General features: G+C 57.5%; 20 protein-coding genes. 7 read left to right on the forward strand and 13 right to left on the reverse strand.

What is annotated here, in order from left to right:
• Positions 1–125 precede the first annotated feature (125 nt).
• The 4 genes from DW56_RS11185 (at position 126) to DW56_RS11200 (ending at position 2,881) form a co-directional block, all read left to right on the forward strand.
• A complete protein-coding gene (locus DW56_RS11185; RefSeq protein ID WP_024553104.1) occupies positions 126–542 on the forward strand; it encodes a hypothetical protein in 417 nt (138 codons plus the stop codon).
• A 124-nt stretch (positions 543–666) separates the two neighbouring features.
• Positions 667–1,089: a DUF2231 domain-containing protein gene (locus DW56_RS11190; protein WP_024553105.1), complete on the forward strand. Its 423-nt coding sequence runs from the start codon at positions 667–669 to the stop codon at positions 1,087–1,089.
• A gap of 9 nt (positions 1,090–1,098) precedes the next feature.
• Complete coding sequence (locus DW56_RS11195) at positions 1,099–2,397, forward strand: PQQ-dependent sugar dehydrogenase (RefSeq protein ID WP_024553106.1); 1,299 nt, start codon at positions 1,099–1,101, stop codon at positions 2,395–2,397.
• Positions 2,398–2,503: 106 nt separating this feature from the next.
• A complete protein-coding gene (locus tag DW56_RS11200) occupies positions 2,504–2,881 on the forward strand; it encodes a DUF6404 family protein (protein WP_024553107.1) in 378 nt (125 codons plus the stop codon).
• A gap of 71 nt (positions 2,882–2,952) precedes the next feature.
• On the opposite strand, the gene tyrP is transcribed toward DW56_RS11200, so the two are convergent.
• The 5 genes from tyrP to DW56_RS11225 form a co-directional block, all read right to left on the reverse strand.
• Positions 2,953–4,164 (reverse strand): tyrosine transporter TyrP, encoded by a 1,212-nt coding sequence (gene tyrP / locus DW56_RS11205; protein ID WP_024553108.1) that lies wholly within the window; start codon positions 4,162–4,164, stop codon positions 2,953–2,955.
• 516 nt (positions 4,165–4,680) lie between these two features.
• The gene (locus tag DW56_RS11210) at positions 4,681–6,072 is read right to left on the reverse strand and encodes an alpha,alpha-trehalose-phosphate synthase (UDP-forming) (RefSeq protein ID WP_024553109.1); all 1,392 of its coding nucleotides are present in this window, start codon (positions 6,070–6,072) and stop codon (positions 4,681–4,683) included.
• A 27-nt stretch (positions 6,073–6,099) separates the two neighbouring features.
• A complete protein-coding gene (locus DW56_RS11215; protein WP_024553110.1) occupies positions 6,100–7,446 on the reverse strand; it encodes a glutamine synthetase family protein in 1,347 nt (448 codons plus the stop codon).
• Between the two features lie 248 nt (positions 7,447–7,694).
• Positions 7,695–8,471 (reverse strand): hypothetical protein, encoded by a 777-nt coding sequence (locus DW56_RS11220; RefSeq protein ID WP_024553111.1) that lies wholly within the window; start codon positions 8,469–8,471, stop codon positions 7,695–7,697.
• Between the two features lies 1 nt (position 8,472).
• A complete protein-coding gene (locus tag DW56_RS11225; RefSeq protein ID WP_024553112.1) occupies positions 8,473–8,670 on the reverse strand; it encodes a hypothetical protein in 198 nt (65 codons plus the stop codon).
• 263 nt (positions 8,671–8,933) lie between these two features.
• Between DW56_RS11225 and DW56_RS11230 the strand changes: the two genes are divergently transcribed.
• Positions 8,934–10,010, forward strand: coding sequence for a YncE family protein (locus DW56_RS11230; RefSeq protein WP_024553113.1), 1,077 nt, complete (start codon positions 8,934–8,936; stop codon positions 10,008–10,010).
• Positions 10,011–10,070: 60 nt separating this feature from the next.
• A complete protein-coding gene (locus tag DW56_RS11235) occupies positions 10,071–12,257 on the forward strand; it encodes a TonB-dependent receptor (protein ID WP_024553114.1) in 2,187 nt (728 codons plus the stop codon).
• A gap of 100 nt (positions 12,258–12,357) precedes the next feature.
• Here the strand turns inward: DW56_RS11235 and DW56_RS11240 are convergent, their stop codons facing one another.
• The 3 genes from DW56_RS11240 to DW56_RS11250 are packed head-to-tail and all read right to left on the reverse strand — an operon-like array spanning position 12,358 to position 15,605.
• Positions 12,358–13,788: an L-fucose/L-arabinose isomerase family protein gene (locus tag DW56_RS11240; RefSeq protein ID WP_029589814.1), complete on the reverse strand. Its 1,431-nt coding sequence runs from the start codon at positions 13,786–13,788 to the stop codon at positions 12,358–12,360.
• A 40-nt stretch (positions 13,789–13,828) separates the two neighbouring features.
• Complete coding sequence (locus DW56_RS11245; protein ID WP_024553116.1) at positions 13,829–14,782, reverse strand: transketolase family protein; 954 nt, start codon at positions 14,780–14,782, stop codon at positions 13,829–13,831.
• Positions 14,775–15,605, reverse strand: a complete 831-nt coding sequence (locus DW56_RS11250; RefSeq protein WP_024553117.1) for a transketolase — start codon at positions 15,603–15,605, stop codon at positions 14,775–14,777. The genes DW56_RS11245 and DW56_RS11250 overlap by 8 nt, the downstream gene beginning before the upstream one ends.
• A gap of 341 nt (positions 15,606–15,946) precedes the next feature.
• Here DW56_RS11250 and DW56_RS11255 point away from each other — a divergent pair, with 341 nt between their 5' ends.
• Complete coding sequence (locus tag DW56_RS11255) at positions 15,947–16,903, forward strand: sugar-binding transcriptional regulator (RefSeq protein WP_024553118.1); 957 nt, start codon at positions 15,947–15,949, stop codon at positions 16,901–16,903.
• Positions 16,904–17,069: 166 nt separating this feature from the next.
• On the opposite strand, the gene DW56_RS11260 is transcribed toward DW56_RS11255, so the two are convergent.
• The 5 genes from DW56_RS11260 to DW56_RS11280 are packed head-to-tail and all read right to left on the reverse strand — an operon-like array spanning position 17,070 to position 22,825.
• A complete protein-coding gene (locus tag DW56_RS11260) occupies positions 17,070–18,581 on the reverse strand; it encodes an FGGY family carbohydrate kinase (RefSeq protein WP_024561913.1) in 1,512 nt (503 codons plus the stop codon).
• Positions 18,582–18,638: 57 nt separating this feature from the next.
• Entirely contained in the window at positions 18,639–19,733 is a 1,095-nt protein-coding gene (locus DW56_RS11265) for an ABC transporter permease (RefSeq protein WP_024555161.1), read from the reverse strand.
• 1 nt (position 19,734) lies between these two features.
• Positions 19,735–21,261, reverse strand: a complete 1,527-nt coding sequence (locus DW56_RS11270) for a sugar ABC transporter ATP-binding protein (RefSeq protein ID WP_024555162.1) — start codon at positions 21,259–21,261, stop codon at positions 19,735–19,737.
• Complete coding sequence (locus DW56_RS11275; protein ID WP_024555163.1) at positions 21,261–21,872, reverse strand: DUF2291 family protein; 612 nt, start codon at positions 21,870–21,872, stop codon at positions 21,261–21,263. Before DW56_RS11275 ends, DW56_RS11270 begins: the two co-directional genes overlap by 1 nt.
• Before the next feature lie 11 nt (positions 21,873–21,883).
• Positions 21,884–22,825: a D-ribose ABC transporter substrate-binding protein gene (locus DW56_RS11280; RefSeq protein WP_024561914.1), complete on the reverse strand. Its 942-nt coding sequence runs from the start codon at positions 22,823–22,825 to the stop codon at positions 21,884–21,886.
• Between the last annotated feature and the right edge of the window lie 509 nt (positions 22,826–23,334).

The raw sequence follows: 23,334 nt of genomic DNA on the forward strand, positions 1-23,334 counted from the left end.
CTTAAAGCGCGAGGCTATGTTTCGGTGCTTTACTTCCTTTTAGCCTGTTACCGGGGCCGTGGTCTGAACGAACACGTGCCGCGGAGGTATGAATGCGAGTAAAATAAAGAAAAAAGGAAGCGAAGATGAGCCGTAGCCGCGCTGAAGTCATTATTGAGCGTATCCATAACGCCCTGAGCGGCGACCCGCTTTATGCCACCAACCTGCTTTACCAGAGCCTGGAGTCTGCCTCTTTCGGTATGGTCAAGGTCGTGGTCTTTTTCTTTCAGGTAGCCGACAACGATCTGAGCGCGGATATGATTGCCCGTGAAGTGCTGGCGCGGCTTCATGACGAAGGCATTTTCGTTGCCTTTCATAAAACCCGGCGTCGCGACGGCGAACGGCTGCTCACGGTCACTAAAGCGCTTAACAGCGAAAACTTCAACTATACCTATGGCAACCTGCAAGGCTTCACCCGGCTCTGGCTGATTAAAACGACGGAGGCGGAAAGAGCGTTGCGGGAGATGAAAGCGCAGCAGAAAAACGTGGTATTCAAACACTAATTTCGCTTAACAGGCTAACGGTCGGTAAAAATTTAACTACGCTATTTCAGGCACCTTTGCGGTTGCGTGGCCCCGGATCTTGCTGGCGGCGCAACGGCTGTCCTTTATCCGACTGGAGCCTGATATGGAAAGAGACGCACCGCCACGCCGTTCAGCGCTTGCGCTGGCGTTTTATGAGTTGCTCAACCCGCTGCCGCTGGGCTTCTTCGCCGCCGCCTGGATCTTCGATATCCTTTATATCAAAACCTTTCAGGTCTTCTGGACCCAGGGCGCCAGCTGGCTGATCCTTTTTGGCCTGCTTATCGCCATTCTTCCCCGGCTTATCAATCTCGTGCACACCTGGTGGGGCCGCCACGGCGCTTATGTGCGCGCCTACCGCCTGGATTTCTGGCTTAACCTGCTCGCCATTCTGCTTGCCATTCTGAATGCCTTTATTCATAGCCGGGACGCCTGGGCGGTGGTGCCGGCAGGCGTTATTCTTTCCACGCTGGTGGTGCTGCTTATCAGCATCGCCAACATCCAACTGGCGCTGCGCACCCGCGCATAAGGAGCAACGATGAAAGCGTTAGCGATTGCTGTGCTGTCCGCGCTGCTTCTGGCGGGCTGTAATGATGATGCTTCCATTGACCCGGCGAAACAGACCGGCCCGAACCCGGAGCTGCCGGAAGCGAAAAACTTCCTGATGCCGCCGATGCAGGTGCCAAAAGGGGTGCCGTGGAAGCAGGGTGAAATGCCGAAGGTTGCCGAAGGGCTGAAAATAGAAAAGATTGCCGAAGGGCTGAAGCACCCGCGCCAGGTTTATATGCTGCCGAATAATGACGTGCTGGTGGTGGAAGCGAACGCGCCGAAGGGCAAACCCATCGGCTTCCCGAAATCGCTTATCATGGGCATTGTGCAGAAATCCTCCGGCAAAGGGGGCGAAGGGGGCGACAGCATTACGCTGCTGCGCCCGACGGCAGGCGGCTGGGAAAAGCATCTCTTTCTTGAGCATCTGCATTCGCCTTTCGGCGTGCAGCTTATCGGCAACACCCTGTATGTGGCGAATGCCGACAGCCTGATGACATTCCCGTACCAGACCGGCCAGACGCGCATTACCGCACCGGGCACGCTGCTCACCGAACTGCCCGGCGGGCCGATTAACCATCACTGGACCAAATCCCTGCTGGCAAGCCCTGACGGCAGCAAGCTCTATGTGGGCGTAGGCTCTAACAGCAATATCACCGAAAACGGCATTGGCGCCGAGTATCGCCGCGCGGCGGTGCTGGAGGTGGATGCCGCCACCGGCGCAAGCCGTATTTACGCCAGCGGCCTGCGTAACCCGACCGGGCTACAGTGGGAGCCGCAAACCGGCAAGCTCTGGGCGATAGTCAATGAGCGCGACGAAATCGGTTCGGATTTGGTGCCGGACTATATCACTTCAGTGCAGGAGCATGGTTTCTACGGCTGGCCCTGGAGCTATTTCGGCCAGCATGTCGATGAACGTGCGCAGCCGCCGCGCCCCGATATGGTGGAGAAAGCGATTAAGCCTGATTACGCCATCGGCTCTCACGTGGCGCCGCTGGGCCTGGCGTTTTCCGGCACCAACGGGCTGCCGGGCTATGAAAACGGCGCGTTTATCAGCGAGCATGGCAGCTGGAACCGCAAACCGCTTAACGGCTATCGCGTTATCTGGGTGGCGTTTCGCGACGGCATGCCGTCAGGCGTGCCGAAAACCGTGGTCTCCGGTTTTCTTTCCGACGATGAGAAAGAGGTGCGCGGGCTGCCGGTGGGGCTGGCGATGGACAGCAGCGGCGGGCTGATAATCGCCGATGACGCCGGAAACATTGTCTGGCGCGTCAGCGCGGCGGGCGGCTGACGCCCAACCCGGCTGCGCGTCAGCCGGGTTCTCCCCTTAATTCAGGCGGCTTGCTGCTCCTCGCGTCTTGCTTCATGCTCGCGGCTTTTGCAGGGAAGGAGGGACCATGACCTTTGAGGAAAAGCTCGCGCTGTCGCTTGCGATAATGGAGAAGAAAAAGATGTGGCGCAGTCATTATGCGCCGCCGCTGTATCGCTTACTGTGGAAATGCGGCGTCCACATTCCGCCGCCGCCTTTTGCGCCTTTCTGGCTGAACGTGACCTTTTTCGGCGTCACTTTTGGGCTGACCTGGACGCTGATAATGACGCTCACGGTCTGGCGCGCCTCGCCAATTATCATGCCTGTTCTGCTTTCTCACGCGCTTTTTGCCGGCCTGATCTTTGGCTTAAGCATGGCGCTGTTCCACAGCTGGCGGCGAGCGGCTAACCGGCTTCCGGCATGGAATAAACTGACAGCGCGGCAGGGGAGGGGAGAGGGAGCCTGACGGCAGGCGCAACGCGACAACCGGCGGGTGGACAGCGCGCCACCCGCGATAACCTGCAAAGCGGTATTGCTTTATCCCACCTCAGGCAACAGACCAAAAGCCATCAGCGCCTGAATGGCGATGACCCCCACGCCGCAGGCGACAACCAGCAGCAACAACGGCCTGCCGCCCGCAACCCGCCATGAGGAAACGGCCGTCTGCTGGCGGCTTTTCCACACCAGCAGCGCCGGAATAATTAACGCCAGAATCGCCAGCGCCACCCCTGCGTAGCCGAGCGCCATCACAAAGCCCTGCGGATAGAAAAGCGCGAAAGCGAGCGGCGGGAGAAACGTGATAAGTCCGCTTTGCAGACGACCGCTGGCTTTACGACTGCGCTGGAACATATCGCTCAGATAATCAAACAGCCCGAGAGAGACGCCAAGAAACGAGGTCGCCAGCGCCAGATCCGCAAACAGATGCACCGCCAGCTCAACGTGCGGTGAAGCGACGACCTGGCGCACCGCCTGCAACAGGCCGTTCAGCCCGGCGTGGTTCGCCAGCAGCTGGTTAAAGGTGGCGGCGTCGATAGCGCCAAGCGTCGCCAGCTGCCAGAAAATATAGGCGACAAGCGGAATGGCGCTGCCGGTAATAAACACCAGGCGCAGTTTGCGAATATCGCCGTTCAGGTAGCTGACGATGCTCGGCACGCTGCCGTGAAAGCCAAAAGAGGTAAAAATCACCGGAATGGCAGAAAAGGCAAGCCCCTGGGAAAGCGGCATCGACAGCAGATTCGCCTGATGAACGTGCGGCATCAGCAGCGCCAGCATAACGATGAGAAGCACTATTTTGGCGCTGAACAGCAGGCGGTTGAACATGTCGACCATGGCGGTGCCAATGCAAACTATGCCGCCGGCAACCAGCGTAAACAGCAGCACGCCGGAAGAGGGGGTAAGCGCGAGATCAAACCAGTCGCTGAGACTCGCCGCCAGCAGTTCGCCCGCGCCGCTGATGTAGGCCGCCGTCAGGGCATACATCAAAAACAGCATGCTAAAGCCGGCGAGCCACTGGCCGGGCCGTCCCAGGTAACGGCGCGCCAGCGTGCCAAGGCCGGTATCCGCCGGGACGTGCTGATACACTTCCACCAGCAGCAGGGCGGTGTAGCACATCAGCGCCCACATGCCGATCAGCAACAATAACGTAACGCCCATGCCCACGCCTGCGCTGGCAAGCGGCATAGCCAGCATCCCTGCGCCGATGGTGGTGCCCGCCACGATGAAAACACTGCCAAGAGTGCGGTTCTTCACGCTTTCCTCTGAAATAACATTCACAAAAAATAATGGCGCGAAGGGTAAGGGATTAGCGCCGCTGCGTCAAACAGCAGTTACAAGCAGTGTAATTTCATCTTTACAGCTATTTTTGTGAACCAACTGGAACAGAAAAGATAAATCCTGTAACCTGCGCCGGGCTGTCGCTTCGTTAAATTCACCAGTCGTTATGCAGGCTTAGCGCTTCGTTAAATTAACCACGCTATTTACACAACCCACGCACGGATTTTCGATTCTGTGAATCCAACACGATCGTATTCCCCCACAGCGCAAGCCATCTGCGGCAGCAGAGGATCTAAACAGATCCAAAACGCCGTTTAAGCGGTTAAAAAGTAGCCCACCGGATCTTTAAGATAACAGCCCGGACTGTGGATAAAGTGTTGGTAAAAGCGCCTGTGGATAAACTGTGATGAAAAATTGCGCGGCGGCGGGAAACGAAACGGGTAGCCCGGCGTTGTCGCCGGGTTGTTCAGAAAGCGATACAGACAGGGAACATCAGTAACGGCCAGGCGAGGCGAACAGGCGGTGCGCGGGCAAGAAAAAAGGATCCGGCACCGTTTCGGTGTCGGCCTCCAGCGCGTTAAGAAACCCGCTGGCCCACCAGTGATGGTTGTAATGGCATATTTGCTGGCGCAGCTGTTGATGGCGCCTTTTACGCTCCGCAAGCGGCATTGAAAGCGCGCAGTGCAGTGCTTCGCTGAGTTCGCCTGCGTCATAGGGGTTGACGAGCAGCGCGTCGTGAAGCTGCTCCGCCGCGCCGGTAAAGTGCGAAAGGATAAGCACCCCGGGGTCCGCCGGGTCTTGCGCCAGCACATATTTTTTCGCCTCAAGCGACATCCCTTCGCAGAACGGGGTAAACAACCCGATGCAGGACTGGCTGTAAAGCGATTCGCGGCGCGCCGTTTCCGGCGTGTCGTTATGCAAATAGTTCACCGGCGACCAGTCGAAATCGCCATAGCTGCCGTTCAGTTCGCCGCAGAGTCGTTCGAGCTGGTGGCGCAAGCCTGGCGTAAAGCAGGGCGACGCCCGGGACGGGTCCGAAACCTGAACCAGCGTGACGTCATGCAGATACTGAGGGTGTTGCTCAAGCAGCTGACGCAGCGCGGCAAGACGCCAGGCGATGCCGCTGGCGTCGCTGATGACATCGGTGCTGACCACCCACCGCGGCCGTTCCTTTCGCACCCCGGCAGGCGGCGGCGAAGCGGCGACGCCACAGGGAAACACGCCCACCCGCAGCAGATGGCCGTTGACACGAAAAAGCGTTTCAGAGACTTTTTCCGTGCGGTAACGCCGGGAGATCCAGGTGACGAAGTGGCTGGCGTCGTTGCGCGACTGAAAGCCCACCAGGTCATAATAAAACAACGACTGCATCAGCCAGTCATGCTCTGGCAGGGCGCGGAAGATCTCCCCCGGCGGAAAAGCGTGATGCAAAAAAAAGCCGCAGCGGTTTAAGTACCCGGCTTCTTTCAGGTTCCTCGCCACCCCCATCAGATGATAATCATGCACCCAGACGCTATCGTCAGGGCAAAGATGATCGGCTATTTGTTCAGCCACCCTTTCGTTATAGCGCCGGTAAGCTTCAAACGCGCCGGACTGGAAAACCGCGAGATCCGGGCGGTTATGGAAAACCGGCCACAGCTGTTTATGCACATAGCCGTGATAGTAATCGCCATATTCCTCAGCCGTAAGGCTCCAGCTACAGAGTTCGCACTCCGCCAGTTCGCGCTGGCGGATGCTGCGTTTGTCGTCTTTACTGATTTCGCCGCTCCATCCCAGCCAGAGGGCATTTTTTTGTTTCGCCACCCCAAACAGCGTTTCGCTAAGCGGGCGCAGGGGCGAATGGCTTATGACGTCGCACTGGTTGCTCGCCATGATGAGTCGGGACATAGCTTCTCCTGATGGATAGATGCGGCGTTAAAGTTGCCAGGCTTTTTCCGCTTCGGTGACCTGATGCTCAAAGCGCGCCAGCTCTTCTTGCTTGCTGATAAGCCACAGGCGGGTGAACTCCTCGCCAAGCTGTTCACGCAGCCAGGGGGAAAGCGCGAAGAGCGTCAGTGCGTGGTGCTGGTTCGCAGGCAGGGGCGGCGGGCTGGCGTCGGCAGGCGGCAGGCCCGGCATTTTATCCATTCCGTAAAGCATAGCGGCGAGCAGCGCGGCCACCGCCAGATACGGGTTAGCGTCGGAGCCGGCCAGACGGTATTCGAACCGCTGCGCTTTAGCCGATGCGCAGGGAATGCGGATAGCCGTGGCGCGATTGTTATGCCCCCAGCCTGAAAATCGGGGCGCGGCCAGCAAGGGTCGTAACCTTCGCCAGGCGTTGACATTCGGCGCCAGCAGGGCAAGCGAAGCGGGCATCAGCGCCAGCAGTCCCGCCATGGCGTGCTGCATGATTTCTGGCAACGCATCGGGGGCGCCGGCGAAAAGATTAGCGCCCTGCGCGTTGTTCAGGCTGATGTGAAAATGCATGCCGCTGCCCGCTTTGTCGCTATGGGGTTTCGCCATAAATGTCGCGCTATGGTGGCGCGCTTGCGCAAGCTGGCGAATGAGCCGCTTCATGGCGAGCAGGTTATCGCAGGCGGCGAGGAGATTATCCGTATGACGAAAGTTCAGCTCATACTGCCCGCTGCCCGCCTCGGCAACGATGCCTGTCAGCCCGCGCTCCTGTAGTCCGGCGTGATGTTCTATCTCGGCAAGCAGCGCAGCGGCGGCGGGCGCGCCGTCAATATTCAAAAACGGGCAGCCGCTCGCGGCCGCTTCTTCCGGCGTTTCGCTAAGGTAGAACTCCATTTCCGGCGCGATAACCGGGTAAAGGCCGCGCTGGTGAAAGGTCGCCAGCATCTTTTGCAGGATCACGCGCGGCTCAAGCGGACAGGGCGCGCCGTCCGGCTCGCGCATGGTCATCTGCAACTGCGCGTAACGCGCCGGGTCTTTGGCGCAAGGCTTTAATGTGCCCGGCACCGGCAGGCAAAGGCGATCCGGCTCGGTAGTGGAAAGCGTATCGTTGGCGACGTGGGCAATCTGGCCTTCTAATTCCGTGGCGTAAAGCGAGAGCGGGAAATAACACCCTTCCTCAAGAGACAGCAGCGCGTCCACGCCAATTTTCTTACCGCGCGGCCTGCCGTGGCAGTCATAAAGATAAATGTCGATAGCCTCGGTTTGGGGATGTTCCCGCAGATAAGCCCGGGCCTCTTGCGCGAAAGTCATGGCGGCAGGCGCGTAGCGCTGCGCCAGCAAGTCGGCGTGAAACAGCATCGAAAACATGGCGGGCTCCGGTGTAGAGGCACGGGTGGCGGCAGGTTTTTTGAACCGGCCTCGCACGATTTTTGTCGTCATAGCAGGGTCTTTGGTGATGCCTTTCGGCGGTAAGGCTAGTCTGGCTTTTTTTGCGCCATGACGTCGTAAAAAAAGCATAAAAAGCGTGGGCAGGAAGGTAAAGGCAGTATAAACGCGGCGGCGGTGGAGAGAGTGCGGTAGTCACGGGCGAGCGGGTTTGCTCGCCCGAGGTAGGGTCAGGCTTTGGGGTCCTCTTGCTCCTGGCGCATGGCGAACGAGAAGGTCTGTGAAGGCTCAAATAAGGAGAGGCTTTCGATCTGGTCGAGCAAAATCACCTTGCGGAAATCGAGCGCGGTGCGCGGCTCAGAAGTCAGCGAGATGTTATGGCGCGCATACCAGGCGCTGTAGTTATGTTCAACGCGCAAATCCAGCGTCTGGTGATCGCGGTAGCCGCTCAGCATCGGAATCAAAACGATGTTATTGGCGTCTTCCCGGTCGAAGGTGGCGGTATGGATCATGCCGATGTAGATCCGCTGCGATTTCATCGTCACCCATGCCAGCTCTCCTTGCTCCATGCACTGATACAGCAGCCCTTCCACGCCGTTCGCCCGGGAAAGATGCTTGTAAAGCTCCCGTCGCGCGGCGCTGTCGAGCCTTGCGCTGCGCGCCCAGTTAGAGCGGTAGAGGCAGAAGAGAATAGCGAAGGCGAGCATAACCACCACGGGCGCCTGGATGCCAAGAAAGCTCCAGTTCATAAATGTCATGTGGTAGCGATACTCGCCCGGGCCAAACCACTGAGGGAGCTCGTTCATGGTGAGCGACGTCAACAGCAGCAGTAGCCAGAGGATGGCGGTAGCGAGAATGCCTTGCAGAACGAAAATACAGCCGTTCAGCGCCACCAGAAAGTAGACGTCCCAGCCGGACGTGCGTTTGAACTGAAACCGGGTAGAGAGATCCCGGCTGGTGTACCAGTAACCGCACACCATTAACACCATAAAAATTGCTGTTCCCATCTCAGGCTCGCTTTAGTGCTTCGATATGGCGGGCAAAATCTTCCTGTACCGCCTTGCAATGAATATTCACCGACGCGTTGCCGTCTTCGTCAATCAGGATGCGATCCCCGTCGTCAATGGAGTCCTGAATCTCTTCGTGACTGATAACCTGTAGCAGTTTTTCCGGGCTGGTAAAAAGCGATAAAAAGAGTCGTTTCATGATTTCCTCCGACGCAAGAGTATAGAAAGCCTCAGCAAGGGCGTGGATAAGCCAGGCGGTTTTTAAGATATATCTTCGTTGCGCGCCTGATTTTCCCCTGCATTTTTTACGCTTTTAATAGTTAATGATTATGCGTATGATTCTCATTTTCTATGGAAGCGGTTTCATTTCCGCTGCTGTAACACGCTAAAAAATAACGATCGCCGCGCCAGTGGCGGCGCAGATGGCACCCCGTGCCGCTTTTAAAAAAGGAAAGACGTGTCATGACCATGAAACCCTGCGCTCTGGCGCTGCTGGCTCTCTTTACGCTCGGCGGCTGCGCTGCGCAAAAGCCATCCCAACCGCAAGCTGCCGCCGCCCCTGCGGTTAACGCGCCGCAGAACGCCAACCTGAAGCAACGCGAACTGGCTAATGGCGTTTATGAGCTGGTGGAAAACCCGGCGAATCACGCGATTTACGTGGCGACCGCGCAATCGTTCAAGGATGTGCAGGGCGGAGTGGTTTATAAGCTGGATCCGAAGACCTTAAACACGCTGGGTGAAGCGCATACCGATTTGAAAAACTTTGGCGCGACGCAGGATCCTGAAGGCAAAACGCTGTTTGTTACCAACTCGCTCGATGGCGGCATCAGCGCCATTGATACCGCCAGCGGCAAAGTGAAAGGTCGTCTGCTGTTTAGCGAGCGCAACGAGAAAGGCTTTCCCTATGGCGCGCGCGAAATCATCTGGCACGACGGGCTGCTTTACGTCGGCGGCGTAGGCGACCCGGCGGTTATCTGGGTGGTGGATGCCGAAACGCTGAAGCTTAAAGCGCGTATTAAAAACGCAGGCAAATGGGTCACCGGCCTGCACTTCTCTGCAACCACCAGGCGTCTGTACGCGGCAAACGGTGGCGGCGAAATTCTGGTGATTAACCCGCGCAACAACCGCATCGAAAAACGCTGGAAGCCGCTTGGTGACAAAGAGGCCCTGCTGCTCAACATGGCGGAAGACCCGGCGACCGGCCGCCTGTTCGTTACCGATAATTCCAGAGCGAAAACCACGCTGGTGCTGGATATCCGCAGCGGCAGCATCATTAAACAGCTCGACCTCGGCGACTCGCTGGCGGTGAAGTTCAACGCGAAACGCAACGAGCTTTATCTCACCCAGCGTGAATCCGGCAAGCTGCTGAGTCTTGACGCCACCACCTATAAGGTTAAGCAGAGCTGGGATCTCAAACCGAACCCCAACAGCCTGCTGCTTTCCGCCGACGGCCAGACGCTTTATGTCACCGTAAAACAGCCGTTTAACAAAGACCACTCCACGAAAGGTCTGGACAGCGTCGTTCGTATTTCGCTTTAACTTTTTCGGCCCGGCAACGGGCCTTTTATTGCGCATTTTACAGCAAGGTAAACACCAGAAATGAAAAGCACACCGTTACGTAAAACGCTGCTGGCGCTGGCTGTCGGCGCGGCAACCCAGGTAGCGCATGCCGCTGCCGCCACGGATGAACCGGCTAATCAGGAAGATACGGTGGTGGTGCAGGCCGCCCCGCAGAATGACTTTACGCCGGGCGGCGACACCCCGGTTCCGGCTTATCTTGACGGTCAGGTGGCGCACGGCGGCCGCCTGGGAATGCTTGGCGAGCAAAACGCCATGGATGTGCCTTTCAACGTCATCAGTTACACCTCGAAGCTGATTGAAGATCAGCAGGCGAAAAGCATTGCCGATGTGGTGCGTAACGACGCCAGCGTGCAGAACGTACAAGGCTTCGGCAACTTCCAGGAAACCTACCGTATTCGCGGGTTCCAGCTTAACGGCGACGATATCACCATTGGCGGTCTGGCAGGCGTGTTGCCGCGCCAGGTGGTGGGCCTGTCGATGATCGAGCGGGTGGAGGTGTTCAAAGGGGCCAATTCGCTGGTCAACGGCGCGGCGTCATCGGGCGTGGGCGGCATGATTAACCTTGAGCCGAAGCATGCCGATGATTTGCCGCTGACCCGCGTCGGCGTGGATTACACCTCTTCTTCTCAGGTTGGCGGCTCGGTGGACGCGGGCCGTCGCTTTGGCGACAACAACCAGTTCGGCGCGCGGGTTAACCTTGTGCACCGCGAAGGCGATACCGCCGTTCACGGCGAACACCGCCGCACGACGCAGGCTTCGCTGGGTCTTGACTACCGCGGCGATCGCCTGCGCACCTCGCTGGACATGGGTTATCAGAAGCAAACCTTTCACGGCGGCCGCCTGGGGGTGAACGTGAGCGGCGTAAACTTCATTCCTGAAGTGCCGGACGCCACCCATAACTACAGCCAGCAGTGGGCGTTCAGCGACATCGAAAGCGAATTCGCTCTGGCGCGCGCGGAATATGATCTTGTTGACGGCTGGACGGCGTATGCCGGTGTCGGCGGCCAGCACTCTCATGAAATCGGTCTTTATGGCGTACCGAAAATCACCAACGCCGACGGCGACGCCACCATCAGCCGCCTCGACACCAACCGCATTATTGATAATTTCAGCGGTATGGCGGGCATTCGTGGTCGCTTCGATACGGGCTTTATCAGCCATAAAACCAACGTGGGTTACTCTGCGATGACGCACCGGGACAAAATCGCCTGGCGCTCATCGAAAGTGAACCCCACCACCAATATTTACGACACCAACCCGGTCAACAAGCCTGCTAACGCCACTTTCGCCGGCGAATATTACGACCCGCTGACCACGGGGCGCACCCGCAGTCAGGGCTGGCTGCTGAGCGATACCCTCGGCGTGCTGGAGGATACCGTGCAGCTCACCCTGGGCGCGCGTTATCAAAAAGTGGTGGTGCGCAGTTACGACAACAATACGGGCGCGGAAAAGCAAGATTCACGCTTTAATGAAGACCGCTGGATGCCGACGTACGGCATTGTCTATAAGCCGTGGCAGACGGTGTCGCTCTATGCGAACCATACCGAGGCGTTGCAGCCAGGCAGCAGCGCGCCGCAGGGCGCCGCCAACTATGGCCATAGCACAGGCGTCATCCATTCAAAACAAAACGAAGTGGGCGTGAAGGTGGATTTCGGGCGCGTCGGCGGGTCGCTGGCGCTGTTTGAAATCAAGCAGCCTTCGGCCTTCCAGGACAGCGTGACCAAAATCTACGCGCTGGACGGCGAGCAGCGTAACCGCGGGATTGAGCTTAATCTTTTCGGCGAGCCTGTGGCGGGTGTACGCCTGAACGGCAGCGCCACCTGGCTTGAGCCGGAGCTGACTAAAACCAAAGACGGCCTGAACGACGGCAATGACGCCGTCGGCGTGCCGAACTTCATCGCCGCGCTGGGGGCGGAGTACGATATCAAGCCGGTGGAAGGGTTAACGGCGACCGCCAGCCTCAACCACAGCGGGTCGCAGTATGTGAATGCCGCCAATACCAAAAAACTCGACAGCTTTACTACGCTGGACCTGGGAATGCGCTACAAAATGCGTCTGAACCAGGATCAAAACGAAATGGTGTGGCGGGTTGGGCTGGATAACGTTACCAACGAGAAATACTGGTCGAATGTGGAAAGCAACGGCTTCTATATCTACCAGGGCGCGCCGCGTACGCTGAAAGTCTCGATGAGCTACGACTTCTGATAAAAAAGCTCCCGTCCGCGGGCGGGAGCAAGTCTGCTTCAGTGGTGGAACCCACCCTGCAAGCCGGTCACGCTTCCATGCGGTATCCGGCGAAATGGCATCAGGCGCTGGCTGGCTGATGATAATAGGTGGTAATGCCCAGATAACGGGTGAAGGCTTCATGCAGCACCTTCGCTGTGGCGGAGTGGTTCATCGCCACATGGTGTTCGAAGCCGTTGTTGCAGATCCACGCCAGCAGCCCCTCCAGCTGCGGCACCTGCACCACTGCGCGGCAACCTACGGTATCAAGCGGATCGTCCACCGATTGTCCTTCACCCACATACGCGCGTATCTCACCGGTTAAATCGTCGGTGCTCAGGCGAAAGTACGTCATCGGCCCGCTTTTAAGACGGCCATGCACCGCGCCGCAGGTGTTCTCTTTGCCGACGGTGGTGCCGATAATATCCGCTGTGCCCATCGCCGGGCTTTCCAGGCTGGCGCTCGGGAAGTTGCCGCAGTGGAACAGCACGCATTTGTCGCGCTCGTCGCCAAAGTTATTGTTCCAGTCGGCAATAGAGGCGGGGCTGAGCGAACAGCTCGCCAGCGCGTACATGGAAAGCGCGCCCATAACGTCAACTTCGCAGGCGCTGGGCATCAGTTGCCCCGACATCACGCTCATAATCGAGCAGACGTTAATGCCAAGATTCTCCTGGAGCGAGGTCCAGCACTGGATGGCGGTGGTGTCGATATCGTTGGCGATCACCCATTCGCTTATCACTACAAAAAGCTTCGCCATCGTCACCAGTTTTTCCGCTGGAATGGCGCTCGCGTCGGCGTTATCGACCAGTACGCGGCGCTTTTCTTCCACCCGGATATCGTCATCGCGCAGTAGCCTGACGCGGGTAAACACCTCAGAGAGATCGAGCGTTTCGACCGCCACGCCCATTCTTTCCAGCAGCTTTTCACTGTAGCGCACCGTGTTAAAGCCCGCAGGGCGCGCGCCAATGGCGCCAACCCGAACGCTGCGCATCGCTTTCACGACCCGGCAGAGCTGCGCAAAACGCTTGAGATCTTTTTCAAACGCGTCGCCCGTTAGCGCGCAAACGTGCTGCGTGGTAAGAGTGAAAGGAATGCCGTACTGGCGAAGGTTATTACAGAGCGAAATTTTGCCGCAGAAGCTGTCGCGGCGGGTGGCGAGGCCCCTTTTGTCGAGGTTGTCTTCTTCTGCCTGTACCAGCACCGGCACGTTCAGGCCGGAAAGGCGAATGGCTTCCGCCACCGCTTTTTCATCGCCGAAGTTTGGCAGCAGCACCACGATGCCGTGAATACTGTCGCGGTGCTGGCGAAAGCGTTCGGCGCATATCTTTGCTTCCTGGCGCGTCTCTACGCCGCCAAGCTCTGTCTCGTTTTCATCCACCATAATGGTGTTGATGCCCAGCCGGTCGAAGAGGGTGACCGCCTGCTGGCGGGCTTGCGCGACCAGATAACTTGGGAAGAAACCGCGGTTGCCGATAATAATGCCCATGGTCAGTTGTTGGGGGATACGGGTCATAATGCTGCTCCAGTAAAGGGTTACGCGTTGTACTGTTTTGTTATTCTTGTTCTGCCTTCGCGCACAGCCGTTCGGCGTGACGCGCCACGCTTGCTGCGTCGATCTCATGGCGCTTGCGCGTCGAGGCGCGATCGGCGGCGATGGCGTAATCGCCATCGGCAATGCCGAGCCTGCGCAGCGGGATAGCGCAACCTGCTTCCGCCAGCACCTCCGCCACCAGGCTGCCAACGCCGCCATTAACGTTGTGCTCTTCAACGCTAATCACCGCCTTGCTGCGCTTAAGCGCCGCCAGTAACTGCTGCGTATCGCAGGGACGAATTGACGGTACACTGATTACCGCCGCTTCAATACCCTTATCCGCCAGGTGTGCGGCGGCATCGACAATTTCGTGCACCGTTGAACCCATGGCCACCAGGGCAATATCTTCTCCCTCGCGCAGCACGTCGATTTTTCCGGGTTCGAAGCGGTAATGTTCGTCATGCAACACGGGAAGCGCTTTGCCATCGAGACGAATGTAAACCGGCCCGTCGTGATCAAGGGCGTAATCAATTATCTGGCGGCATTCCAGCGGGCAGGAAGGCGCGTAAATTTCGATGTTGCCGAAGCCGCGCATGATGGCGATATCGTCAATGCTGTGATGGGTACTGGCGAGCGGCCCGTAGCTGGCGCCGGCGTTCAGACCAAACAGCTTGACGTTAGTATTGTTGTAGCAAACATCGACTTTTATCTGCTCATTAGCGCGTGAAATCAAAAACGGCGCGGCGTTGCAGGTCACGGCGATTTTACCGCCGATGGCAAGCCCGGCCGCCGCGCCTACCAGCGTCTGTTCGGCGATGCCGACATTCACCAGCCGGTCGGGAAATTTCTGGATAAAAGGCGAGATTTTCGCCGTCGAGGTGGAGTCCGCCACGACAGGCACCAGGTCAACGCCGCGCTCGACGGCGTCAATAAACGCATTAACCATTACCGTTGCGAGATGTTCGCTGTTACTCATCTTTCAGTTCCTCCAGCGCCAGTTCGATCTCTTGCTCTTTCGGCACGCGGTGGTGCCATTCCGCACGCCCCTGAATAAAAGAGACGCCAGCGCCTTTTGTGGTATGCGCGATGATGACCTGGGGTTTGCCGTTGGGCTTCAGATTTTCAAGCGTATCAACCACTTCCTGCATGCTGTTGCCGTTGCATTCCGTCACCTCAAGCCCAAAAGCGCGCCATTTGGCGTCCAGCGGGTCGGTGTTCATGATCGCTTTCGTCGGCCCGGCCAGTTGCAGACTGTTTTTGTCGTTGATGATGATGAGGTTATCGAGCTGATAATGGGCGGCGACCAGCGCGGCTTCCCAGTTGCTGCCTTCCGCCAGTTCGCCATCGCCGGTGACCACGAAAACACGGCGCTGGCTATGATTGCGCTTCGCGGCAAGCGCGATGCCGACGGCGACCGGCAGGCCATGACCCAGCGCGCCGGTATTCAGCTCTATGCCCGGCGTTTTGTGGCGCACCGGGTGGCCGGGGAGGTGGGAATCGGCGTGTTGATAGGTAGACAGCCATTCAACCGGAATAAACCCCGCTTCTGCCAGCACGCAGTAATATCCGCCTACGGCATGGCCTTTCGACTGAATGTAAATGTCCCGCTCATCGCTCGCCATGCTGTCGGGCGCGCAGTTAAGGATGCGGAAGTAAAGGGCGGTGAGGATTTCCACCTGCGACAGATCCGCGCCGGTGTGTCCGCCCGCCGGGCTTTCCGCGTTCAGAACGATAATGCGGCGACGAACCGCGCGGGCTTTCTTCTCCAGCTCAGCGACCGTGAGCATAAAAGGATTCATAACGCACCTCATGTCTACTGCACTTGAATTTAAAATCCACATTGAATATATATTCAGGTGGGGCGTAAAAGGGCGCCGGGCGGTTGTCACAACCACGGGCGACTTTTACCGGTTCAGGTAATGCATTTACTGTTTGTTTGCTGCTGTGAATATATATTCATATATGATTTTATATTCACAGTTCAAAAATATGCCCGGCTGCCGCTTTTGTCTATGCCTTAAGAGGCAATTTTGAGAAAAAGCGACCAGGCTCACATTCATCCGCTGGCGCAGCGCAACCTTGCCTTGTTATCTATTCAGGCATGAATAAAAATAAATGACGTCAAATCAAGGGGCAGACTATGTCAAAACAGGATGAGCAGCGTTTACTGGTTAAGATAGCCACGCTTTACTACACCGAAGGGAAGAAACAGTCGGATATCGCTGCGCTGCTGCACCTTTCGCAATCTTTTGTTTCCCGCGCGCTTACCCGCTGCCAGAAAGAGGGGCTGGTTAAAATCACCGTGGTGCAACCCGGCAATATTTTCGTTTCGCTGGAAAAGGCGCTGGAGCAGCAGTACGGCATCCGCCAGGCTATCGTTGTGGATGTGGGAGACAACCCGAGTAACGCGCAGATTAAACATGCCATCGGCAGCGCGGCCGCGCACTATGTAGAAACACGCCTGCGACCGGAAGATATTGTTGGCATCTCTTCCTGGAGCAGCACCATCCGCTGCATGGTGGATGAGATGCACCCGCAGAACATTCGCGCCCGCGGCGTTATCCAGCTTTTAGGCGGCGTGGGGCCGAACGGCAACGTTCAGGCGACCATTCTTACGCAACAGTTAGCGGCGCATCTGGATTGTCCCGCCTGGCTGCTGCCTTCCCAGAGCATTGAGCGCTCGGTGGAAGAGAAGAGGCGGCTGGTTGAAAGCCCCGAAGTCGCTGATGCGGTTTCTCGCTTCGCCGATGTGGATGTGGCGATTGTCGGCATTGGCGAGCTGGAGCCTTCGCAACTGCTGAAAAATTCCGGCAACTATTATCACGAAGAGATGCTCAGGCTGTTATCGAAGCGCGGAGCGGTAGGGGATATTTGCCTGCATTATTACGACGCGCAGGGAAAGCCGGTGCTGAGCCAGGAAGAAGATCCGGTTATCGGCATGGAATTACAGCAGATACGCGACTGTAAGCACGTTATCGCGCTGGCAGGGGGCGAAGAAAAACGTAACGCCATTCGCGGCGCGCTGGTGGGGAACTATATCGATGTGCTGATAACCGATTACCCGACAGCCAGGAGCCTCGTACAAAACGAAGCATAAATGCAGGCGGACAGCGGTCCGCTTTTATTTTACCCTTACTTTAGTTACAACATACTTAATGTTTTTATGAAAAACAGTAGTCAGCGTCAGCGCTGTCTATTGCCTGGCAAGGAACAAAAGGCGGGCGAAGCGGTAACAAAAGCTTCGCCTGGCCTGAAGAAAGCCATTAGCCGTGTTGCTCGTTACGCACCTTCGCGACTGCCGCCTGCCACTCCTGCCAGCGTTTTTGCAATCGCCCGTGGCGCGCCATATCTGGCGTAAAAGCGGTGTGGCGCGCGGTAAAGCGCGTCAGCTCCTCGTAGCGCCCGGGATGCAGCGCTTTACGGGCGAAAATCGCCGCGCCCACGGCGGAAAGCTCCGCAACGTCGCTGCGCATTACCGTGCAGCCCAGCAGATCGGCCTGATACTGCATCAGCCAGTCGTTGCGGGTCGGCCCGCCATCCACCATCAGGGCGGAAAGCTCGAAATCGGCGTGCTGGCGCATGGCAAGTACCACATCGGCAATCTGGTAAGCAATGGCTTCCAGCGCGGCGCGCACCAGATGCGCCCGCTTCACGCCGCGGCTTAAGCCGCTGATGCTGCCTCGCGCGCGTTCATCCCACCAGGGGGCGCCAAGCCCGGTAAGGGCAGGCACAAAGTAGACGCCAAGGGTGGAATCTACGCTGGCAGGCAGGGTATTAAGCGCAGCGGCGAGCGCTTCCGGCGCCAGTTCGCCAAGCCCGGTGCAGTCGGTCAGCCATGCCACTGCATCGCCGGTATGGGGAATATTTCCTTCAAGTCCGTATACCCGCTTATCGCCGTCATGCCAGGCCACCGTTGTGGCAAGGGTCGTCATTTCCGCCTGCGCAACAGAAACCGGCGCCATAACAGAAGAGCCTGTTCCGTAAGTGGCTTTCACGCAGCCCGGCTTACCCAGCGCATGCCCGAACAACGCCGCATGGGAATCGCCTGCCATTGCCAGAACCGGAATACCGTCGGGAATGCCGGCAACGCCTTTTGTGCGGCCGAAGCGATGACTGGTCGGGCATACCTGCGGCAACGCGGCCAGAGGAATGCCGAAAAGTTGCAGCAGGCGTTCATCCCAGCGACCTTCATGAATGTTAAACAGCTGCGTGCGTGAGGCATTAGACTCGTCGCAGCAAAAGGCTTCTCCTGCGGTGAGGTTCCATAACAGCCAGCTGTCGATAGTGCCAAGGCAGATCTCGCCGCGCTGCGCCAGCGCACGGCCTTCCGGCACGCTGTCGAGCAGCCAGCGCATTTTACTGCCCGAAAAGAGCGGGGCGATGGGCAAGCCGGTGAGCGCCTGGACCGCATGGCGCTCGCCCTGCTGGCGCAACGTCTCGCAAAAGGGCGCTGTGCGCGAACACTGCCAGCTAATAGCCGGGCCCAGGGTTTTGCCGCTCTGACGATACCAGCCAATCGCGGTTTCCCGCTGGTTACTGATGGCAAGCCCCGCGATGCGCTGCGCGCCAACGGCGCGGATGGCCTGCTCAAGCACCGTTACAGAGGCTGACAGCAGCATGTCGCCAGACTGCTCAACCCAGCCTTCGCGCGGCGTTTGCAGCGTCAGCGGTGTTGAAAAGCGGGCAAGGATGTTGCCTTCGCCATCCAGGGCGATAGCTTTGGCGTTCGTGGTGCCTTCGTCCAGGGCGATAATGACGTCTTTGTCTGCGGCCATAGTTTCTCCGGCTGAAAATAACGCTCCAGGATTTCCCGCCGCTAAGCGGGAAGGATTTTATCTGTGGCCTTCCATCGCCGCTTTCTGCGCGGTAACTGCCGCCTTCTGCTGCATCCGGTTCTGCAACTGGTCGATGATCACCGCGACGATAATCACGATGCCTTTAATGACCATTTGCCAGAACTCGCTTACGCCCATCATCACCAGGCCATCCGCCAGAAAGCCGATAACAAAAGCGCCGATAAGCGTGCCCAGAATCGTGCCGCGCCCGCCGGCAAGCGAGGTGCCGCCCAGCACCACGGCGGCTATCGCATTCATTTCGAACGCGGTGCCGTTCGCCGGGTGGCTCGCCACCAGTTGCGCCGAAACCACAATGCCCGCAATCGCCGCACAAAAGCCGGAAAGGGTATATACCCACACTTTCACTTGTTTAACTTTCACGCCGGAAAGCTCCGCCGCGCGTTCGTTATCGCCAATAGCATACACATGACGGCCAAAAGGCAGGCGGCGCGCGACGTAAGCGATAGCCAGCGCCAGCACAATCATCATCCAGATAGCCCAGGGGATGCCGAGCAGGGTGCCTGAGCCAATTTCGTCAAAGCCTGTGTTGCCAAGCTGCGGGTTGCCGGAAAGGCCGGGAAAGGTTTCGCCGCCCGACGTCAGCATGGCCGCGCCGCGCAGCACATACATGGTGCCGAGGGTGCAGATAAAAGGCGCGACGTTATAGCGGGTGATTATCCAGCCATTCACCGCGCCGATAAGTCCGCCAATCAACAGCACCAGCGGCACTATCACCCATACGCTCGGAAAAATAGCGATGCCGAACATCGGCAGCACGATGCCTTTGGTGATAAGCCAGCCGGCAATCATGCCGCACAGGCCGAGCGTCGCGCCAATAGAGAGATCGATACCCGCCGTGATGATCACAAAAGTAATGCCCAGCGCCAGAAAAGCGTTTATGGCAATGTGTTTAATCATGATGACCATGCTGCCCGCCGACAAAAAGCCCGGCACCATCACGGTAAAAAAGCCGACAATCAGAAACAGCGCAATAAAGGTGCGCAGTTTCAGCAGCAGCAACAAAACGCTTTCTTTTGATCCTGTCCAGGCGGAAGGGCGCGGCGCGAAAGCCGCGGAATCGGTCGTCTTCATATCAGAACCCCTGAGCACTTGCCGTAACCAGCGCCGACTCCTCGGCCTGCTCACGTGGAATATCAGCCGTCAGTTTGCCGCCGGACATCACCAGGATCCGGTCTGAAACCGCCATAATCTCTTTTAAATCGGAGGTGGAGAACACAACAGCGATGCCCTGTTCAGAGAGCTTGACCATCATGCGAAAAACGTCGGCTTTTGCGCCAACGTCGATACCGCGGGTTGGCTCATCCAGGAACAGCACTTTTGGATTGGTCAGCAGCGAGCGGCCAATCACCACTTTTTGCTGATTGCCGCCGCTCAGCGCCTGGATCTCCACTTGTGGCGAAGAAACCTTTATCGAGAGGTGGCCAATGGTGGTTGCGACTACCGCTTCCTCTTCTTTGCGCGCAATAGCAAACCCGCGTTGCAAACGTCGCCAGAGGCTGGCGATGGTCAGATTACCGGCAACCGAGGAGACCGGGAAAATGCCGGTGCGCTTGCGGTCTTCCGGCACCAGGCTCATCCCCATGCGGATACGCTCGGCAGGGGTAAGCCGCGGCGGCACTGGCTTGCTGTCGAGCCAGATCTTACCCAGGTAGTTGCGCTCGGTGCCGAGTAGGCATTCAAACAGTTCGGTACGCCCGGCGCCCATAAGCCCGTAAATACCGACGATTTCCCCGGCATGAACGTTAAAGCTCACGTCATTGACCACGCTTACCCCCGCGGCATTCACGCAGTCAATATGCTCCACCTCCAGTACCGGCGCGCCGAAAGTGCGCCCCGGCGTGAGAAAGGTGGAAACCGGGTCGCTGCCCAGCATTTCGCGCACTATCCAGGGCACGTCGATATCCGCCACCCTGGCTTCGGCCTGAAATTTACCGTCGCGCAAAATAGTAATGACATCGCCAATGGCCATCAGCTCTTCAAGACGGTGAGAGATATAGATAATGGAGACGCCCTGGCGGGTCAGCTCGCGGATCACGCGAAAGAGAATATCCACCTCGGTTTTACTGAGCGCGGAGGTCGGTTCATCGAGGATCAGGATATCGGCGTTTTCGGCCAGCGCTTTGGCTATCTCCACCAGCTGCTGCTGGCCGACTTTAAGATTACCGACCGGTTCGCGGGGCGAAACCGGCTGGTCGAGCCGTTTCAATAAGTCAGCGGTACGTTTTTCCTGCTCCGCTTCGTTAATGGGCGCAACGCCGCGCTGTAGCTCGCGCCCCAGGAAGATGTTCTCCGCTACGCTTAAATTTTCAAACAGGTTGAGCTCCTGATGCACCATGCCGATGCCGTGACGCGCCGCGTCCCGCGTGCTGGTAAAGCGCACTGTTTCGCCGTTTAACACCATTTCGCCAAGGCTCGGTTGTTGTACGCCCGCGAGTATTTTCATCAGCGTCGATTTGCCGGCGCCGTTTTCGCCAATAATCACATTTACCTTGCCGCGCCAGACGTTGTAGTCCACGTTGTCGAGCGCAACCGTGCCAGGAAACAGCATTGAAATGCCGCGAGCGCGCAAGATAATCTCGTCCTGCCGTGGTTCGCTCATTATTGCGCCTCCTGTTTAAGATCCAGCGCCGCCGCATCCGTCATTTCGCCCTCTTTTAGCGTCAGAGCGGCAAGCAGCGTAACCGGCTTGCCCGTCCAGCTCTCGTCCACTGGCGGCAGATGTTTTGCCGCTTCGCGGTTATAGGCGCGTGAAAGCTGGGCGAACTGCACCTGGTTGGTGAAGTCTTCAAACTTAAAGCCGGCGGCGTCGCGAATGGCGTTGCCTCGTATAACCGGGCCGGTTTGAACCGTCAGCGGCGCGCCGTTGACCCTTATCACCAGCTTTTTCTCGCGTTCGCTGCTGATTTCAACACGTTCAACTTTGCCGCTTAGCCGCACAAAGACGCTTTCGCTCTTGCCCGGGGGCAGGCTTTTCACCTGTGAGGCGAGGGTGGATGCGTCCAGCGCATGGCTCTGCGCTGCGGTCTGTACGCGTTCATTCCAGGTTTGTTGCGCGATCTGCTGTGGCGTCTGGTTCTCAAAACTCACTCTGGCATTGGGATCGGCGGGAATAATCGGTTTACCGTTCTCGTCGAGATCCACCACCCGGCAGGCCGTAAGCAACAGGGCGGCGCAACATACCATTCCGACACCCCATTGTTTTAAGCGCATAACGCCTCCGCTTATTTGCTCAGATTGAAAACTTTCAGCTTGCTGGCATTGGACTCGTCAATCAGTACGCAGTCCATAAGCTGTTTTTCCTCTTTTTGCGCTTTGCCGTTTTTCAGGAAGTAATCCGCCTGTTCAACCGCCATTTGCGCCTGTTGCCAGCCGGGCTGAAGCACCGTGGCTTTGATGTTGCCTTTATTGATGATGGAATCGCGCACGTAATCGCTGCCGTCAAAGCCCACCACGACGACATGGGTTTTGCCTGCCGCCTTAAGGGCCGCCTCGGCGCCAAGCGCCATGGTGTCGTTGCCGGAAATCACCCCGGCGATCTCCGGGTTGGTCTGTAAGATTGCCTCCATGCGGTTGAAGGCTTCGGTCTGGCTCCAGTTGGCGGTTTGCTGCGCCACCATTTGCATATCGCCGTAATCGTCCAGCACATCGTGATAACCCTGCGAGCGCACATGAGCGTTTGTGTCAGACTGGCGTCCCAGCAGTTCGACATACTTGCCTTTACCGTTAAGCAGTTTTGCGAACTTCTCCGCGCCGAGCTGCGCGCCCTGATAGTTATTGGAAACAATCTGCGCCACGGCGACGCCGGTTTTATTGATTTCGCGGTCGATAAGAAACGCAGGAACGCCTGCCGCTTTGGCTTTCTCCAGCGGGCCGACGGTGGCATCGGCGCCTGCGTTATCAAGAATGATGGCTTTGGCCTTGCGGGCGATGGCCGTCTCAATAAGCTGGTTCTGTTTGTTCACATCGTCGTCATGCGAAGCGACCAGCGTCGTGTATCCGAGTTCCTTCGCTTTTGCGGCCGCGCCGTCCGCTTCCGCTTTAAAAAACGGGTTGTCGTGCGACGGCGTAATAATGGCGATAAGCCCGTTATCCGCGGCATAAAGCGGCGTGGACAGGGCGATGAATGAAGCAAGCAGGGCGGTTTTGCAGAGGGTCGGTCTCATTTTTTGTTTCCTCTTTGAATATATATTCGCTACCGATTTATTATTCAATATAACCATAAGACGCTCTTTTTGGCCTGTCTACGGCTTACCACGGTAAATTCCTAAAAAGCGAAAAAGATCACGATTTGAACGATTTGACGCGCCACGCGCCGCAAAGAGAAAAGCAGGCGAGCCTGCGCGCGCCGGGAGACAGTAAAGAAAGGGGAAAAATGCGCGAGTAAACGAAGAGCGACTTAAACTAAATTAAGCCTTGCTTATATATCCAGCAAATTCCGCCTCCATCAAGTTAGATTTAAATAAGCTGCGTGATTATATGAGAAAAAAGATAAAGGAAGCGTTTCTATAGGGATAAGCCATTGCTTATTATGTTGGCGTTAATGAAAAGGTAAGGCTTCGCTAAAATTATTTTGAGGAAAGTCTTAATTTATGTTTCAGTATCCTGGAGTTTTACCGCCGGTGCGGCTTTACTCATGTTAAAGGCTGCTTCGCTTCGCCAGCAGCGGCCTGAT

It is taken from the genome of Franconibacter helveticus LMG 23732 (assembly GCF_000463115.2).
Lineage (GTDB): Bacteria > Pseudomonadota > Gammaproteobacteria > Enterobacterales > Enterobacteriaceae > Franconibacter > Franconibacter helveticus.

Excerpts from the sequence above, each read along its gene's own strand:
- DW56_RS11275 (WP_024555163.1), bottom strand. The coding sequence starts at position 21,872 with ATGCGCTTAAAACAATGGGGTGTCGGAATGGTATGTTGCGCCGCCCTG.
- DW56_RS11220 (WP_024553111.1), bottom strand. The coding sequence starts at position 8,471 with ATGGGAACAGCAATTTTTATGGTGTTAATGGTGTGCGGTTACTGGTAC.
- DW56_RS11240 (WP_029589814.1), bottom strand. The coding sequence starts at position 13,788 with ATGACCCGTATCCCCCAACAACTGACCATGGGCATTATTATCGGCAAC.
- DW56_RS11230 (WP_024553113.1), top strand. The coding sequence starts at position 8,934 with ATGACCATGAAACCCTGCGCTCTGGCGCTGCTGGCTCTCTTTACGCTC.
- DW56_RS11225 (WP_024553112.1), bottom strand. The coding sequence starts at position 8,670 with ATGAAACGACTCTTTTTATCGCTTTTTACCAGCCCGGAAAAACTGCTA.
- DW56_RS11260 (WP_024561913.1), bottom strand. The coding sequence starts at position 18,581 with ATGGCCGCAGACAAAGACGTCATTATCGCCCTGGACGAAGGCACCACG.
- DW56_RS11255 (WP_024553118.1), top strand. The coding sequence starts at position 15,947 with ATGTCAAAACAGGATGAGCAGCGTTTACTGGTTAAGATAGCCACGCTT.
- DW56_RS11270 (WP_024555162.1), bottom strand. The coding sequence starts at position 21,261 with ATGAGCGAACCACGGCAGGACGAGATTATCTTGCGCGCTCGCGGCATT.
- DW56_RS11215 (WP_024553110.1), bottom strand. The coding sequence starts at position 7,446 with ATGTTTTCGATGCTGTTTCACGCCGACTTGCTGGCGCAGCGCTACGCG.
- DW56_RS11280 (WP_024561914.1), bottom strand. The coding sequence starts at position 22,825 with ATGAGACCGACCCTCTGCAAAACCGCCCTGCTTGCTTCATTCATCGCC.
- DW56_RS11265 (WP_024555161.1), bottom strand. The coding sequence starts at position 19,733 with ATGAAGACGACCGATTCCGCGGCTTTCGCGCCGCGCCCTTCCGCCTGG.
- DW56_RS11245 (WP_024553116.1), bottom strand. The coding sequence starts at position 14,782 with ATGAGTAACAGCGAACATCTCGCAACGGTAATGGTTAATGCGTTTATT.
- DW56_RS11235 (WP_024553114.1), top strand. The coding sequence starts at position 10,071 with ATGAAAAGCACACCGTTACGTAAAACGCTGCTGGCGCTGGCTGTCGGC.
- DW56_RS11210 (WP_024553109.1), bottom strand. The coding sequence starts at position 6,072 with ATGTCCCGACTCATCATGGCGAGCAACCAGTGCGACGTCATAAGCCAT.
- DW56_RS11195 (WP_024553106.1), top strand. The coding sequence starts at position 1,099 with ATGAAAGCGTTAGCGATTGCTGTGCTGTCCGCGCTGCTTCTGGCGGGC.
- DW56_RS11185 (WP_024553104.1), top strand. The coding sequence starts at position 126 with ATGAGCCGTAGCCGCGCTGAAGTCATTATTGAGCGTATCCATAACGCC.
- DW56_RS11190 (WP_024553105.1), top strand. The coding sequence starts at position 667 with ATGGAAAGAGACGCACCGCCACGCCGTTCAGCGCTTGCGCTGGCGTTT.
- DW56_RS11200 (WP_024553107.1), top strand. The coding sequence starts at position 2,504 with ATGACCTTTGAGGAAAAGCTCGCGCTGTCGCTTGCGATAATGGAGAAG.
- DW56_RS11250 (WP_024553117.1), bottom strand. The coding sequence starts at position 15,605 with ATGAATCCTTTTATGCTCACGGTCGCTGAGCTGGAGAAGAAAGCCCGC.